The sequence below is a fragment of the Marinobacter sp. LV10R520-4 genome (assembly GCF_002563815.1).
Taxonomy (GTDB): Bacteria; Pseudomonadota; Gammaproteobacteria; order Pseudomonadales; family Oleiphilaceae; genus Marinobacter.
The window spans coordinates 744,025-759,315 of record NZ_PDJM01000001.1; the positions used below are offsets into that span (position 1 = coordinate 744,025).

General features: G+C 53.3%; 14 protein-coding genes and 2 rRNA genes. 2 read left to right on the top strand and 14 right to left on the bottom strand.

All coding sequences use genetic code 11. From position 1 onward, the window contains the following. Positions 1 to 3 precede the first annotated feature (3 nt). Together ATG98_RS03540 and ATG98_RS03545 are read left to right on the top strand one after the other, a co-directional pair. Complete coding sequence (locus ATG98_RS03540) at positions 4 to 369, top strand: YraN family protein (protein ID WP_098422154.1); 366 nt, start codon at positions 4 to 6, stop codon at positions 367 to 369. 9 nt (positions 370 to 378) lie between these two features. Continuing rightward, positions 379 to 969, top strand: coding sequence for a D-sedoheptulose-7-phosphate isomerase (locus ATG98_RS03545; protein ID WP_098422155.1), 591 nt, complete (start codon positions 379 to 381; stop codon positions 967 to 969). A 99-nt stretch (positions 970 to 1,068) separates the two neighbouring features. Here ATG98_RS03545 and ATG98_RS03550 read toward each other — a convergent pair whose 3' ends face one another. From ATG98_RS03550 to ATG98_RS03615, 14 genes are all read right to left on the bottom strand, one after another. After that, on the bottom strand, positions 1,069 to 1,482 hold the full coding sequence (locus tag ATG98_RS03550; protein WP_228706241.1) for a ClpXP protease specificity-enhancing factor: 414 nt from the start codon (positions 1,480 to 1,482) through the stop codon (positions 1,069 to 1,071). A gap of 62 nt (positions 1,483 to 1,544) precedes the next feature. Beyond that, positions 1,545 to 2,174: a glutathione S-transferase N-terminal domain-containing protein gene (locus ATG98_RS03555; protein ID WP_007348967.1), complete on the bottom strand. Its 630-nt coding sequence runs from the start codon at positions 2,172 to 2,174 to the stop codon at positions 1,545 to 1,547. Positions 2,175 to 2,281: 107 nt separating this feature from the next. Beyond that, entirely contained in the window at positions 2,282 to 3,037 is a 756-nt protein-coding gene (locus ATG98_RS03560; protein ID WP_098422157.1) for a cytochrome c1, read from the bottom strand. Beyond that, the gene (locus tag ATG98_RS03565; RefSeq protein WP_098422158.1) at positions 3,037 to 4,269 is read right to left on the bottom strand and encodes a cytochrome b; all 1,233 of its coding nucleotides are present in this window, start codon (positions 4,267 to 4,269) and stop codon (positions 3,037 to 3,039) included. The genes ATG98_RS03560 and ATG98_RS03565 overlap by 1 nt, the downstream gene beginning before the upstream one ends. After that, entirely contained in the window at positions 4,269 to 4,862 is a 594-nt protein-coding gene (gene petA / locus ATG98_RS03570) for a ubiquinol-cytochrome c reductase iron-sulfur subunit (protein ID WP_098422159.1), read from the bottom strand. Before petA ends, ATG98_RS03565 begins: the two co-directional genes overlap by 1 nt. Before the next feature lie 241 nt (positions 4,863 to 5,103). After that, positions 5,104 to 5,496, bottom strand: a complete 393-nt coding sequence (gene rpsI / locus ATG98_RS03575; RefSeq protein ID WP_007348971.1) for a 30S ribosomal protein S9 — start codon at positions 5,494 to 5,496, stop codon at positions 5,104 to 5,106. 12 nt (positions 5,497 to 5,508) lie between these two features. Then, complete coding sequence (gene rplM / locus ATG98_RS03580) at positions 5,509 to 5,937, bottom strand: 50S ribosomal protein L13 (RefSeq protein WP_018404896.1); 429 nt, start codon at positions 5,935 to 5,937, stop codon at positions 5,509 to 5,511. Between the two features lie 183 nt (positions 5,938 to 6,120). Beyond that, positions 6,121 to 6,930, bottom strand: coding sequence for a TatD family hydrolase (locus tag ATG98_RS03585; RefSeq protein WP_098424361.1), 810 nt, complete (start codon positions 6,928 to 6,930; stop codon positions 6,121 to 6,123). Between the two features lie 36 nt (positions 6,931 to 6,966). Further along, positions 6,967 to 8,556, bottom strand: a complete 1,590-nt coding sequence (prfC, locus tag ATG98_RS03590) for a peptide chain release factor 3 (protein WP_098422160.1) — start codon at positions 8,554 to 8,556, stop codon at positions 6,967 to 6,969. 74 nt (positions 8,557 to 8,630) lie between these two features. Beyond that, positions 8,631 to 9,134: a ribosomal protein S18-alanine N-acetyltransferase gene (gene rimI / locus ATG98_RS03595; RefSeq protein ID WP_228706008.1), complete on the bottom strand. Its 504-nt coding sequence runs from the start codon at positions 9,132 to 9,134 to the stop codon at positions 8,631 to 8,633. Further along, positions 9,122 to 10,042, bottom strand: coding sequence for a 2-isopropylmalate synthase (locus tag ATG98_RS03600; protein WP_098422161.1), 921 nt, complete (start codon positions 10,040 to 10,042; stop codon positions 9,122 to 9,124). The genes rimI and ATG98_RS03600 overlap by 13 nt, the downstream gene beginning before the upstream one ends. A 41-nt stretch (positions 10,043 to 10,083) precedes the next feature. Further along, a complete protein-coding gene (locus ATG98_RS03605) occupies positions 10,084 to 11,634 on the bottom strand; it encodes a 2-isopropylmalate synthase (RefSeq protein WP_098419538.1) in 1,551 nt (516 codons plus the stop codon). A gap of 212 nt (positions 11,635 to 11,846) precedes the next feature. After that, positions 11,847 to 11,960: ribosomal RNA gene (rrf, locus tag ATG98_RS03610) — 5S ribosomal RNA — on the bottom strand. Between the two features lie 108 nt (positions 11,961 to 12,068). Then, a 23S ribosomal RNA gene (locus ATG98_RS03615) occupies positions 12,069 to 14,961 on the bottom strand. Positions 14,962 to 15,291 lie beyond the last annotated feature (330 nt).

Genomic DNA, 15,291 nt, shown 5'->3' on the forward strand with positions numbered 1-15,291 from the left:
GCCATGGATGGCAAACGCAAAATCGGCGATTACTACGAAGGGGTAGCTGCACGCTATCTGATCAGTCGTGGCGTGAGAATTCTGGCGCGAAATGTTTATAATCGCGGCGGAGAAATCGACATTGTTGGCCGGGATGGCACCACACTGGTATTTTTTGAGGTTCGTTACCGCCGCTCCGGCAGCTTGGTTGGGGCGGCTGAATCTATTACCTGGCGTAAACAGCAGCGGCTGATACAAGCGGCACGCTATTACCTGCACCGCCACCAACTGAGCAACACCGACAGCCGTATTGATGTTATCGCCATTGGCCCGGGTAGCCTGAAAAAATACCGGGTACACTGGCTCAAAAACGCACTACAGGCAGGATGATTTCAACACATGACCGATTCTGCACAAGAGATCAACCAGCGGTTTGCCAGCCATATGGAACATACCGCCATGGTGGCAAGTATGGCCACTGAAGACATCGAAGCCATGGCTGACGCTTTTGTAAATGTCTTGTTACAAGACGGCAAAATCGTAACCTGCGCTAACGGCAGCGCCAACGTATTGGCGCAATATTTTTGCACCGCGTTTCTAAACCGCTTCGAGCAGGACCGCCCCGCCTTGCCTGCCATTAATCTAGGCGCAGACGCCACTACCTACTCGGCAATCTGCCGGGACAACCGCTTTAACGACACGTTTTCACGTCAGATCCGCGCAGTGGGCAAACCCGGCGATCTTCTGTTTCTGATTGTAGACGACGGACACAAGGCGAATCTTATTCAGGCCATTCAGGCCGCACACGATCGCGACATGAGCGTTGCCGTATTAAGCGCCCGTGACAAGTCCGATATTGCGTCCTTACTGCACCCGCAAGACCATGAAATTGCACTGAACAATCTCAGCCCAAGCGATGCCATGCCGCTGCTGATGCTACTCATCAACGTTCTGTGTGCCAGAGTTGATAGTAAGCTGTTCAGTGGTTGACAACAGCCAAAAAAAACCGCCGCATCCTTACTGTTCGCAGACAGGTTGGATGCAGCGGTTTTTACTTGCCAGCGAATCAGCGCTGGCAAACAGACAACTCTATTTAACAACCTTCAGAGTCGGGCGACCGCTTGGGCGATCTTCCTTGGACTTGGTAGCGCTGCTGTTACTGGCATCGGTTGTGCCATCCGGATCTGGCATGCCAGGCTCGGAACCAAACACCATGCCTTCGCCATTTTCTTTGGCGTAAATAGCAATCACCGCCTGCAATGGCACGAACACCTGCATGGGCACACCACCAAAACGGGCGTTGAATTCCAACGCACCATTACCAATAACCAGAGACTTGACCGCACCAGGGCTGATATTGAGCACAATCTGGCCATTTGCCACGTGCTCATTAGGCACCTGCACACCCTGAATCCCGGCATCGACCACGATGTAGGGCGTGCAATCATTGTCCAGAACCCACTCGTTAAACGCCCGCACCAGATAAGGGCGACTGGAACTCATGGTCGTTTTTACATCGGCCACTGCGACTCTCCTGCTGGGACGACTGGCGTATGAATCACTGCTTAGCTACGAATGTCTTCTTCAAGGTCAGACAGGCTGGCCTTGAAACCTTCGCGGCTAAAAATACTCTTCATGTACTTATCCAGCGGCTTAGCCTGCTTGTCATCCAGCTCAATACCCAGAGCTGGCAAACGCCACAGAATCGGCGCAATACAGCAATCCACGATGGTAAATTCTTCCGACAGGAAAAACGGCATTTCGCCGAATACCGGCGCAGTAGCCAGCAGGCTTTCACGCAACTCCTTGCGAGCGACTTCCGAAGCCTTGGCATTGGGCTGGGCTACGATCTGGTCGACCTTGACACACCAGTCGCGCTGAATCCGATGAATCATCAGACGGCTGTTGGCACGGGCAACCGGGTAAACCGGCAGCAATGGCGGATGAGGAAAACGCTCATCCAGATACTCCATCATGATATTGGGCTCGTAAAGCACAAGGTCACGATCCACCAATGTCGGCAACGCATTGTACGGGTTGAGGTCAGCAAGCTCGGCCGGAGGGTTATCCGGATCCACATCTACGATATCAACGGTAACGCCTTTCTCAGCCAATACAATGCGAACCCTGTGGCTATACTGGCTCGCGGGGTCTGAAAAAAACGTCATCGACGACCGCTTGGTCACAACGCCCATAGCACTACCTCATGATTGATCAAAAAAATTGGCCCTGAAAAACAAAAAAGCCCAGCGAACGAATTATGGCTCGCTGGAGCTCAGGGCTGGGGATTATACCCTACTTCTCAGTGTATATCCTTCCAGTACTCACGGTTGAGCAGGTAGGCGAACACAAAGAAAATCGCGACGAAGATCAGCACAAAAACACCAAGACGTTCGCGCTCCACCTTGACCGGATCCGCCATGTAAGACATGAAGTTGGTCAGGTCATACATGGCACGGTCAAACTCGGCCGCCTCCATACTGCCTTCGATGGCATAGCTGGGGCAAATGTCTGCGTTATTGATGTTGCCACTAAGTGGCTCAACCGAGGTTTCCACGCCAATATTCGGCTTGACCGCGCACAAACCCTGCAGTTCAACCAGTACATGGGGCATACCCACGGCTGCAAACACGACGTTGTTAACGCCTAGGGGGCGGCTGTCGTCTTTATAAAAGCCTCGCAGGTAAGAATACACCCAGCTTTCACCACGCAGACGGGTTTCCAGCGTCAGATCCGGAGGCGGCGCACCAAACCAGTCGGCGGCCATGTCCTTGTTCATGGAGTTTTTCATCAATTCACCGATATTTGCACCAGTGAAAATCAGATTTTCCGTGTACAGATCAACCGGAATTTCCAGATCGTCCGCCACTCGCTTATAGCGGGCGTACTCCATGGAATGACAGCCCATACAATAGTTCGTGAACATTGCCACACCGCGCTGCAATGACGCTTTATCGGTATGATCGGTTTTGATGTGGTCCAGTGGCACGCCGCCAACTGCTGCCAGCCCAAGTGCCGGCAGGATGACCATGAAAAGACCAAGAATCAGCTTTTTCATTATCCTGTCACCCTCTCTGGAACTGGCTTGGTTTTCTCCATGCGCGTATAGAACGGCATCAGAATGAAGAAAAGGAAGTAAAACACGGTCAGAATCTGAGCGGCTATGGTACGGCCGACAGTAGTCGGTACCAGGCCGAGATAACCCAGCACGACAAAGCTGACGGCAAAGACCGCCAACGCCACACGGCTCATCCAGCCCTTATAGCGCATGGAACGAACCGGGCTACGATCCAGCCAGGGAAGCACAAACAATATGGCAATCGCACCACCCATGACCACCACACCCCAGAACTTCGCAGACAGCCCCAGAAAGTCAACGGTCACCGCGCGCAACATGGCGTAAAACGGCGTGAAGTACCATACGGGGGCAATGTGAGCAGGCGTCTTCAGCGGGTTGGCGGGCTCAAAGTTCGGTGCTTCAATGAACAGGCCACCCATCTCCGGGAAGAAGAACACCACAATAAAGAAGATGAAGAAAAATACGCCCACACCCATTAAATCATGAACGGTGTAATACGGATGGAACGGGATGCCGTCTTTCGGGATGCCGTTTTCGTCTTTGTGCTTCTTGATGTCGATGCCATCAGGATTGTTCGAACCCACTTCATGCAGCGCCAAAATGTGCAGCACTACCAGCCCAAGCAATACGATGGGCAAGGCTACAACGTGCAGAGCGAAGAAGCGGTTCAAGGTAATACCAGAGATCAGGTAATCGCCACGAATCCACAGCGACAGATCTTCGCCAATCACCGGAATAGCACCAAACAGATTAACAATAACCTGCGCACCCCAGTAGGACATCTGGCCCCATGGCAACAAGTATCCCATGAAGGCTTCAGCCATCAGCACCAGGTAAATCAGCATGCCAAACAGCCAGATCAGCTCACGAGGCTTCTGGTACGAGCCATACAAAAGACCGCGGAACATGTGCAGGTAAACAACAATAAAGAACGCAGAAGCGCCGGTAGAGTGCAGGTAACGCAATAGCCAGCCCCACTGCACATCACGCATGATGTATTCCACCGAGGCAAAAGCGCCTTCGCCGGAGGGATTGTAACTCATGGTCAGCCAGATACCGGTAACTAACTGGTTAACCAAGACAACCATGGCCAAAAAACCGAAGAAATACCAAAAGTTGAAGTTCTTCGGCGCGTAATATTTCGCCAGGTGTTTGTTCCAGGCTTCAACAATTGGGAGACGTTCGTCTACCCACTGTATGAGTTTTGACATTACGCAACCTCCGGATCAAGACCAAGGGTAAGGGTCGTGTCGTCATCGTACCGATGGGGCGGAACCACAAGGTTCAGGGGCGCAGGCTGCGCATCATAAACGCGGCCGGCCATGTCGTAGCGGGAACCGTGACAGGGGCAAAATAAACCGCCCAACCACTCTTCGCCCAGATCGGACGGAGCTACCTCGGGCCGATACGACGGCACACAACCCAAATGTGTGCACAGGCCCACCAGAACAGCGTACTCTGGCTTTATCGAACGAAAAACGTCGTTGGCGTATGTCGGCTGCTGATCTGCTTCCGACTGGGGATCTTTCACCTGGTCGCTGAGCTTTTCAATATTATCCAACATCTCAGTTGTACGACGGATAATCCAAACTGGAGTACCCCGCCACTCGACAGTGATCTGCTGACCCGGCTCAACTTTCTCAATATTGACGGTTACCGGTGCGCCCGCAGCTTCCGCCTTCGCACTGGGATTCCAGGACGCCACGAAAGGTACTGCAGCACCAACAAGCCCAACCCCGCCGACCGCAGCCGTAGCACCGACCAAAAACCGGCGCCGACCATGGCTTACGTCGCCATTTTTCATTATGGTTTTCTCCCATCAGGCGATGACACACGCCGCAAATGCTGCGGTAATGCGCATCTAAAAGAACTTCACAACCCAAGATTATAAGCGCACAAATAGTAATGAAATTACTACTTCCTTACAAGTCGGAAAGCCGCTTCACCGGCTTCTTACCATGCGCCAAGTCAATTTCGTTGCGAGTTACACAGGCGAAAAAAAACCCGACAATAAGCCGGGTTTTTGTGTCTGCTCCAGCAAAAAATTAGCGCTTGGAGAACTGAGGACGCTTACGCGCCTTGCGCAGACCCACTTTCTTACGTTCAACTTCACGTGCATCACGGGTTACATAACCCGCTTTGCGCATGGCTGGACGCAATGTTTCGTCGTATTCCATCAAAGCGCGGGTAAGACCGTGGCGAATAGCGCCGGCTTGACCACTGATACCACCGCCTTTTACCGTGACGTTGATGTCAAAACGATCAACAGACTCTGCAACAACCAAAGGCTGACGCACGATCATACGCAGGGTTTCACGACCGAAGAATTCTTCGATGGTGCGACCGTTGATGGAAATACTACCGCTTCCCGGCTTGATAAATACACGAGCCGTTGAGGTTTTGCGGCGACCGGTACCGTAATTTTGTGCTACAGACATATCCGCCTTCCGTTAAATGTCGAGTTCTTTGGGCTGCTGGGCTGCGTGAGGGTGCTCAGCGCCGGCATAGGTTTTCAGCTTCAGGAACATGGCGCGACCAAGCGGACCCTTCGGAAGCATGCCTTTGACAGACTTCTGGATGATTTGCTCAGGGGCCTTTTCGATCAACTTCTCAAAGCTGATGGATTTAATTCCACCCGGAAAGCCGGTATGGCTGTAGTACATCTTGTCAGATGCCTTCTTGCCGGTAACCCGCACCTGGCTGGCGTTGATAACAATAATATAATCGCCAGTGTCTACATGGGGGGTGTACTCAGGCTTATGCTTGCCCCGCAGACGAAGGGCGATTTCGGTTGAAAGACGACCCAGCGTCTTGCCGGCTGCGTCTACAACGTACCAGTCACGTTTTACAGTTTCTGGTTTCGCACTCAGAGTCTTCATTGATTCCGCCTTGAACGCTATAAAATAATCGTTAAAACCTGCTTTAAGCTACAAAATAGCAGCAGCAAATTTCTCTACCTGTTGGTTGCGCTGAACTGTTCGGGGCTGAGACAGTATCAACGCCTTGAAAAGCCAGGTCGCGAAGTATACTTTAGGCCGCAAAAAAATCCAACCCCGATATCATCAGTTTCGGTAATCACCCAGTTGCAACCCACTAAGCTCCGCTTGTAGCGCAGAACCATAGAGTCGACAGCTATTTTCGAGCAGCACAGCTGCTAATTCCTGCTCGGCTACGCCGCGCAGTAGAGCCAGTTCTCGCAGTATAGCGGGCAGATACTGCGGTGAGTTATGGCCTTGCCTAACACCGGCCGGCGCCATATCCGGTGCGTCTGTCTCCAGAACCAATGCAGAGTCAGGGACGCGCGCTAACGTATCGCGTGTTTTACCGCTCTTCGCGTGAGTAATCACACCACCAACCCCTAACATACAGCCCAGATCTATCAATTTTACCGCTTGTTGATAGCTACCGGAAAAGCCATGAACCAAGGCCTTGCCAGTCCAGTTCGCCGCCTTTAATACCTCGACAACTTCGTCATGAGCTTTAATAGAATGAATCACCAGTGTTCGCTGATACTCGGCGGCCATTTTTACCTGGGCTTCAAACCATGGCATCTGCTCGCTCAGGCTACCCCGTAGCCGATCTAGCCCGCATTCACCAACGCCCACACATTGCTCGCTCGCGGTGGCCAAGTGGTCCCGCAACCGCTGCAGATCCTCAGGGCCATGTTCGTCAATATACCAAGGGTGAATGCCTAAACAGTAGAAAACACCAGCATGGGCTATCGCTACTTGCTGCACTTTCGGCCAATCGGCGCAGCGAACGCCGGGTATCACCAGCCCGCCAATGCCCTGTCCGCGCAATTCGCCCATCAATTGCTCACGCCGCCCGTCAAACTGGGGGAAGTCAAAATGGCAGTGGGCATCAACCAGCATCACGTCGGCCTCTGAGCCAAATAGCAACGGGCAAAATCAATGCTCCCGGGTTTTATGGAACTCTATGTCGGGATAACGCTCTTGGGCCAGGCTCAGATTCACCATGGTAGGCGCAATATACGCTAGCTGGTTAGCGCCATCGAGGGCCAGATTGTCATTATTCTTGCGTTTAAACTCGTCCAGCTTGCGCTCGTCACTGCAGGTTACCCAGCGCGCCGTGGATACATTGATCGGCTCGTAAATGGCCTCTACCTTATATTCGGTTTTCAGGCGACTGACCACTACGTCAAACTGCAACACCCCAACGGCACCGACAATCAGATCGTTGTTGCGCAGCGGGCGGAACAGCTGAACAGCACCCTCTTCTGACAGCTGAATCAGCCCTTTTTGCAGCTGCTTGGCCTTAAGCGGATCTTTCAAGCGAATGCGGCGGAACAATTCAGGCGCAAAGTTGGGAATGCCGGTAAATTTTATGTCAGCGCCAGAGGTAAAGGTGTCGCCCAGCTGGATAGTACCGTGATTGTGCAAACCGATAATATCACCCGCAAATGCTTCCTCTGCACGCTCCCGGTCGCCGGCCATAAAAGTAAGCGCATCAGAGAAGCGCACATCTTTGCCCAACCGCACATGGCGCGCTTTCATTCCTGGCGCATACTGGCCGGAGACAATTCGCAAAAAAGCAACGCGGTCGCGGTGCTGTGGGTCCATATTGGCTTGTATCTTAAATACAAAACCAGAGAAGTCTTCATCCGCCGGCTGCACCAGGCGCTGGTCGGTTTGCCTTGGCTGCGGCGCAGGCGCCCATTCCACAAGCCCGTCCAGCATGTGATCAACTCCGAAGTTGCCCAGCGCGGTGCCAAAAAACACCGGCGTTAACTCTCCAGCCAGAAAAGCCTGCTGATCGAATTGGTGAGACGCACCCTTTACCAACTCTACCTCGTCACGCAGTTCGGCGGCATAGCCACCCAGGGCGGTCTCAAGCTCGGGATTGTCCAGGCCTTTTATAATTCGCTCATCCTGAATCATATGGCCTTGCCCGGTGTGATACAAAATCACTTCATCCCGCAGCAGGTGGTACACCCCTTTAAAGCTTTTCCCCATGCCGATAGGCCAGGTAATGGGTGCACAGGCAATGTTCAGAACTCTTTCGACTTCGTCCATCAGGTCTACCGGATCACGGGTCTCTCGATCCAGTTTGTTCATGAACGTGATGATGGGCGTATCACGCAGGCGCGTCACTTCCATCAATTTGATGGTACGCGCCTCGACACCTTTTGCGCTGTCTATGACCATCAGGCAAGAGTCTACGGCTGTCAGGGTGCGATAGGTGTCTTCAGAAAAGTCTTCATGGCCTGGCGTATCCAGCAGATTGATCAAACTGCCGTGATAAGGAAACTGCATCACCGAGGTGGTGACGGAAATGCCCCGCTCCTTTTCCATGTCCATCCAGTCAGACTTGGCGTGCTGGCCGGACTTTTTGCCTTTTACGGTACCCGCCCTCTGAATAGCCTGACCGAACAGCAACACCTTTTCAGTAATGGTGGTTTTACCGGCGTCCGGGTGGGAAATGATCGCGAAAGTGCGACGGTTAGCTACTTCCGTTGAAAGCTGGGAAGGATTCGACATAGTATTAAGACAACCTGAAAAGGGCATTATTATAGGGCTTAAGGCGTTTAGACGCGAACCCCGGTGCAGGGGGGTTACAGCAAACAGGGGCGCGTCATCACCCGAGCGTTTTCACGGCCATTGGGCGCAGGGTAATAATCCGGGCGCACACCAACCTGCTCAAAACCTTCAGAGCAATACAAGCGATAGGCGGCTTTGTTGCTATGGCGAACCTCCAGCAGCAGCAGCTGCATACCGTCGTGGCCAGACCGTGCAACCAGATACTGTAACAGCCGCCGTGCCACACCCTGGCCGCGCGCCGCCGGTGCTACACAGAGGTTCATCAGATGAGCTTCATCATACTGATAGGTCACCACTGCGTAACCAGCCAGCTCACCATTACGGCGCGCCGCCCACAATCGGTAAGTAGACTTGAAGCAATCTTCAAAGATACCTGCGGACCAGGGATTGGAATGGCAGCTGCGCTCTATTTCAAGAATTGCCGGCAACTCTTCCGGATTCAAGGTGTCTATGACCAGCTCGCCCTGAGCCACCTGCTGATACGCCTTAGTTCGGTCGTCCACGCTCAGCTCACCCATTCCCTGATGGCACTCCACAGGTCCCTCTTGTACTGGGGTTGCGCTGCAAGTTCGGCAAGGCTGAAACCAAAAGCCACTGGCGGCTGCTTTAACGTCGGCAATGCTTCCGTTAGCCAAAACGGCGCGACGGCCCCGGCGTGATCAGCTCCTGCCCGTCCGTCAGCATTCACACCCAGTACAATCAGCTGGTGGGCGCTCAACCCGGATAAAATCGGTTTCAGAACGCCAACCAGATCCTGTGGCTGATTACCGGGCACCAGAAGGTTGTTAAACACCGGCCAGTGCACGGTTACGCTCTCACCCAGCTCCTTTTCGCTGAGGCTTCGCAAAATATTGTGCGCCAACGCTTGTTGCAACTTCGCACTGGCGTCGTTGGAAAGTGCTGCTATCAGGCTGACATGGCGGCCCTGCCACAACGCCAGGGTGACCTTGAGCGGCTCAGCTGTTGCCACAACCTGATCGGATTTGCGGGTTGTTGGCGAGAGCGCCGCTGGCAAAGGCGCGATTTCCACCGGCGGCGACGCGTCCGTCACCGGGGCTGGCGTCGGATCAGGAGCCAAACGGGTACTAGCAGGAACATCTTCTACCGGCCTGGGGCGGCGATCAGGCTGAGGTGCCTCGGGTTTTCCCGCTTTCATCAGCGACTGCAGATCGGCAATGCGGGCGGCGGCCGCAGGATCTGCCCGGCGCAACGGTTTTGCTTTGGGTAAATGGGCCGAAGAAGGCGCGTGAACAGGCGTCGGCGGGTTGCCAGCAGGTATTGGCAACACTGCATTCGCTGAAGCGCGCTCTATCGGAAACACAAACTCAGGGCTAGGCGCAGCACCCGGCAGCGGCGCGCGAGCATACCAAAGCTGCACACCGGCCATCGCCAAATAGAATTGCCGTTCTGCTTCGTGGATCCGCATTAACATCCTGCCAAATTATTCAAACGTATTTTTTATAACTTCTATACATCAGCTTCTTGCGGATGGTGCCGTATGCCGCCCGCACTGATCAAGTTCAGCGCTGCGATGTAAGCTTTAGCCGAAGCAATGATGATGTCGGTGTCTGCACCTACGCCATTAACGATACGACCGCCGCGTTCAAGGCGTACCGTAACTTCACCCTGTGAATCGGTGCCGCTGGTAATGTTGTTCACCGAGTAAAGCTGAAGCTTGCAACCGGAATCCACCAATGACTCGATGGCTTTGAACGTCGCGTCGACCGGGCCGCTGCCTTCCGCCTGCACACTGTGCTCTTTGTCATCCATGGTGATCGTCAGATCGGCCTTGGGAATGACGCCGGTTTCCGAGCACACCTTTATGCACACCAATCCAAAGCGCCCTTGCTGGTCCTTCTGGCGAGTGTTGCTCGCAATGGCCTGCAAGTCTTCGTCGAAAATCTCGTGTTTAAGATCCGCAAGGGCCTTGAAGCGGGCAAAAGCCTCATTCAACTCGGTCTCGGTGCCAAACTGAATGCCCAGTTCCAGCAACCGCGTGCGGAACGCATTGCGGCCGGAGTGCTTGCCCATCACCAGGCTGTTGGTGTGCCAGCCAACGTCTTCGGCCTTCATGATTTCATAGGTTTCGCGATGTTTGAGCACGCCGTCCTGATGAATACCGGACTCGTGGGCAAAGGCGTTGGCGCCTACAATCGCTTTGTTAGGTTGTACCGGGAAACCGGTGATGGTCGACACCAAGCGGGAAGCCGGCACTATGTGGGTCGCGTCTATGCGGGTATCAATATTGAAGTAGTCCTGACGGGTACGCACCGCCATAACAATCTCTTCCAGGGATGCGTTACCAGCACGCTCGCCCAGACCGTTAATGGTGCATTCAACCTGACGTGCACCCTGGGACACTGCCGCCAGGGAGTTGGCAACGGCAAGCCCCAGGTCGTTGTGGCAATGAACCGAGAAAATAGCCTTGTCAGCGTTGGGGATGCGATTCAACAACTGGGCCATGGTATTGCCGAACTGATGGGGTATAGCGTAACCCACGGTGTCCGGAATATTGATCGTTGTAGCACCGGCGTTGATTGCCGCTTCGATAATACGGCATAGAAAGTCCAACTCGGAACGACCCGCGTCTTCACAGGAAAATTCCACATCAGCAACGTGATTGCGCGCGCGTTTAACCGCGCGCACCGCCTGCTCTACCACCTCGTCAGGCGACATATTCAGCTTGTGCTTCATGTGGATAGGCGATGTTGCTATAAAGGTGTGAATGCGACTGCGATTTGCCGGGCGCACAGCCTCGGCAGCCCGGTCAATGTCTCCATCAATGGCGCGAGCCAGACTGCATATGGTGGAGTCTTTGATGGTTTCTGCGATTCCCTTGATCGCCTCAAAATCGCCCTGACTGGCTATGGCGAAGCCGGCCTCAATGACATCAACACGCAGTTTTTCCAGCGTTTTGGCAATTCGCAGTTTTTCAGCCTTGTTCATGGTGGCGCCGGGGCTTTGCTCGCCATCGCGCAGTGTGGTGTCAAATATGACGAGGTGATCATTGGCAGGCATGCAGCAACTCCATCAGGCTTATTGGACTTCATATTGCAGTATATCACCAGGACAGACCAGGGACAGACTTGAAGTCTGCCCCTTACCTTTAATCAGGGGCGGATTTGCTCGGTCTTCCGCGGGGACGGATTTTAAATCCGTCCCTGATCTTCTTTTTTCGGGCAAAAAAAATGCCCCGACGGCTTTCGCTATCGGGGCATTGGGTATTAAGAGTCTGACGATGACCTACTCTCACATGGGCGAACCACACTACCATCGGCGCAGGCCTGTTTCACTTCTGAGTTCGAGATGGGATCAGGTGGTACCAGGCCGCTATGGTCGTCAGACAAAACGGTTGATCACTGGGGGATGAGATAGAACCGGCTTTTGGGCCGTGATATTGATTTTTTCGTCGTTATCCGTGTTGTGTCAAACCCAATTGTCTTGGGTGTTATATAGTCAAGCCGCACGAGCAATTAGTATCGGTTAGCTCAACGCCTCGCAGCGCTTACACACCCGACCTATCAACGTCCTGGTCTTGAACGGCTCTTCAGGGGCCTCTAGGGCCCAGGGAGATCTCATCTTGGAAGGGGCTTCCCGCTTAGATGCTTTCAGCGGTTATCCTATCCGAACATAGCTACCGGGCAATGCCACTGGCGTGACAACCCGAACACCAGAGGTTCGTCCACTCCGGTCCTCTCGTACTAGGAGCAGCTTTCCTCAAATCTCCAACGTCCACGGCAGATAGGGACCGAACTGTCTCACGACGTTCTAAACCCAGCTCGCGTACCACTTTAAATGGCGAACAGCCATACCCTTGGGACCGGCTTCAGCCCCAGGATGTGATGAGCCGACATCGAGGTGCCAAACACCGCCGTCGATGTGAACTCTTGGGCGGTATCAGCCTGTTATCCCCGGAGTACCTTTTATCCGTTGAGCGATGGCCCTTCCATACAGAACCACCGGATCACTATGACCTACTTTCGTACCTGCTCGACGTGTCTGTCTCGCAGTCAAGCGGGCTTGTGCCATTACACTAACCGTACGATGTCCGACCGTACTTAGCCCACCTTTGTGCTCCTCCGTTACGCTTTAGGAGGAGACCGCCCCAGTCAAACTACCCACCACACAGTGTCCTCATCCCCGATAAGGGGACAGAGTTAGAACCTCAAACATGCCAGGCTGGTATTTCAAGGTTGGCTCCACGCAAACTGGCGTTCACGCTTCAATGCCTCCCAGCTATCCTACACAAACATGTTCAAAGTTCACTGTGAAGCTATAGTAAAGGTTCACGGGGTCTTTCCGTCTAGCCGCGGATACACCGCATCTTCACGGCGATTTCAATTTCACTGAGTCTCGGGTAGAGACAGCGCCCCCATCGTTACGCCATTCGTGCAGGTCGGAACTTACCCGACAAGGAATTTCGCTACCTTAGGACCGTTATAGTTACGGCCGCCGTTTACCGGGGCTTCGATCAAGAGCTTCTCCGTGAGGATAACCCCATCAATTAACCTTCCGGCACCGGGCAGGCGTCACACCGTATACGTCCACTTTCGTGTTTGCACAGTGCTGTGTTTTTAATAAACAGTCGCAGGGGCCTGGTATCTTCGACTGGCTTCTGCTCAACCCGCGAGGGGTGTCACATACCACCAGCGTGCCTTCTCCCGAAGTTACGGCACCATTTTGCCTAGTTCCTTTACCCGAGTTCTCTCAAGCGCCTTGGTATTCTCTACCTGACCACCTGTGTCGGTTTGGGGTACGGTCTCAAATCACCTGAAGCTTAGAAGATTTTCCTGGAAGCATGGCATCAATAACTTCCCGCCACATGGGCAGTCGTCATCGCGTCTCAGAATTGAGGACCCGGATTTGCCTAAGTCCCCTCCCTACACGCTTAAACCGGGACGACCGTCGCCCGGCTTACCTAGCCTTCTCCGTCTCTCCATCGCAGTGATCCAAGGTACGGGAATATTAACCCGTCTCCCATCGATTACACCTTTCGGTCTCACCTTAGGGGCCGACTCACCCTGCGCCGATTAGCGTTGCGCAGGAACCCTTGGTCTTCCGGCGTGCGAGTTTTTCACTCGCATTGTCGTTACTCATGTCAGCATTCGCACTTCTGATACCTCCAGCAAGCTTCTCAACTCACCTTCGCAGGCTTACAGAACGCTCCCCTACCCCGCATACAAAGTATGCAGCCGCAGCTTCGGTATCCAGTTTGAGCCCCGTTACATCTTCCGCGCAGGCCGACTCGACTAGTGAGCTATTACGCTTTCTTTAAAGGATGGCTGCTTCTAAGCCAACCTCCTAGCTGTCTGAGCCTTCCCACATCGTTTCCCACTTAACTGGAATTTTGGGACCTTAGCTGGCGGTCTGGGTTGTTTCCCTCTTCACGACGGACGTTAGCACCCGCCGTGTGTCTCCCGGATAGTACTCACAGGTATTCGGAGTTTGCATCGGGTTGGTAAGTCGGGATGACCCCCTAGCCGAAACAGTGCTCTACCCCCTGTGGTATTCGTCCGAGGCGCTACCTAAATAGCTTTCGGGGAGAACCAGCTATCTCCGGGCTTGATTAGCCTTTCACTCCGATCCACAAGTCATCCCCTGGCTTTTCAACGACAGTGGGTTCGGTCCTCCAGTTGATGTTACTCAACCTTCAACCTGCTCATGGATAGATCGCCCGGTTTCGGGTCTATGCCCAGCGACTAATTCGCCCTATTCAGACTCGGTTTCCCTACGGCTCCCCTAAACGGTTAACCTCGCCACTGAACATAAGTCGCTGACCCATTATACAAAAGGTACGCCGTCACAGAACAAGTCTGCTCCGACTGCTTGTACGCATACGGTTTCAGGATCTATTTCACTCCCCTCACAGGGGTTCTTTTCGCCTTTCCCTCACGGTACTGGTTCACTATCGGTCAGTCAGGAGTATTTAGCCTTGGAGGATGGTCCCCCCATGTTCAGACAAGGTTTCTCGTGCCCCGTCCTACTCGATTTCACTAGACTCAGGTTTCGGATACAGGGCTATCACCCACTATGGCGGCACTTTCCAGAGCCTTCTCCTACCCGTTGTCTAGCTTAAGGGCTAGTCCCCGTTCGCTCGCCGCTACTTAGGGAATCTCGGTTGATTTCTTTTCCTCGGGGTACTTAGATGTTTCAGTTCTCCCGGTTCGCCTCTTACACCTATGTATTCAGTGTAAGATACCCAGCCTAAACTGGGTGGGTTTCCCCATTCAGAAATGTCCGGATCACAGCTCGTTTGCCAGCTCCCCGAACCTTATCGCAGGCTTCCACGTCTTTCATCGCCTCTGACTGCCTAGGCATCCACCGTATGCGCTTAGTTGCTTGACTATATAACCCCAAGACAACTGACTCTAAATAGAACCACGAAAAGACACCTTAGCCGAAGCCAAGACGTTCCAGGTGGAACTGATTAGAGATAGTCACTCGAAGTCATACACAACCACTTCAACGACAACACCGGATAACGCTTGAAAAAATCGTTATCACTTGAACACGTCTCTCAAAGACCGTAGAGAAACGTATTCGTGTTCTATCTCATCCAATTTGTTAAAGAGCAAATCTGACCCAGTGATCAGAAAGAAGGATTTCGGCTTTAACAACGCATAAAACGCCGTAAAAGAAACACTTTTTTCTGTACACTGACCGAAGTCAGGACAT

Bases quoted from the DNA above. Each gene is read 5' to 3' on its own strand.
- ATG98_RS03540 (WP_098422154.1), top strand. From the start codon at position 4: ATGGATGGCAAACGCAAAATCGGCGATTACTACGAAGGGGTAGCTGCA.
- ATG98_RS03545 (WP_098422155.1), top strand. From the start codon at position 379: ATGACCGATTCTGCACAAGAGATCAACCAGCGGTTTGCCAGCCATATG.
- ATG98_RS03550 (WP_228706241.1), bottom strand. From the start codon at position 1,482: ATGAGTTCCAGTCGCCCTTATCTGGTGCGGGCGTTTAACGAGTGGGTT.
- ATG98_RS03555 (WP_007348967.1), bottom strand. From the start codon at position 2,174: ATGGGCGTTGTGACCAAGCGGTCGTCGATGACGTTTTTTTCAGACCCC.
- ATG98_RS03560 (WP_098422157.1), bottom strand. From the start codon at position 3,037: ATGAAAAAGCTGATTCTTGGTCTTTTCATGGTCATCCTGCCGGCACTT.
- ATG98_RS03565 (WP_098422158.1), bottom strand. From the start codon at position 4,269: ATGTCAAAACTCATACAGTGGGTAGACGAACGTCTCCCAATTGTTGAA.
- petA (WP_098422159.1), bottom strand. From the start codon at position 4,862: ATGAAAAATGGCGACGTAAGCCATGGTCGGCGCCGGTTTTTGGTCGGT.
- rpsI (WP_007348971.1), bottom strand. From the start codon at position 5,496: ATGTCTGTAGCACAAAATTACGGTACCGGTCGCCGCAAAACCTCAACG.
- rplM (WP_018404896.1), bottom strand. From the start codon at position 5,937: ATGAAGACTCTGAGTGCGAAACCAGAAACTGTAAAACGTGACTGGTAC.
- ATG98_RS03585 (WP_098424361.1), bottom strand. From the start codon at position 6,930: ATGCTGGTTGATGCCCACTGCCATTTTGACTTCCCCCAGTTTGACGGG.
- prfC (WP_098422160.1), bottom strand. From the start codon at position 8,556: ATGTCGAATCCTTCCCAGCTTTCAACGGAAGTAGCTAACCGTCGCACT.
- rimI (WP_228706008.1), bottom strand. From the start codon at position 9,134: ATGGGTGAGCTGAGCGTGGACGACCGAACTAAGGCGTATCAGCAGGTG.
- ATG98_RS03600 (WP_098422161.1), bottom strand. From the start codon at position 10,042: ATGCGGATCCACGAAGCAGAACGGCAATTCTATTTGGCGATGGCCGGT.
- ATG98_RS03605 (WP_098419538.1), bottom strand. From the start codon at position 11,634: ATGCCTGCCAATGATCACCTCGTCATATTTGACACCACACTGCGCGAT.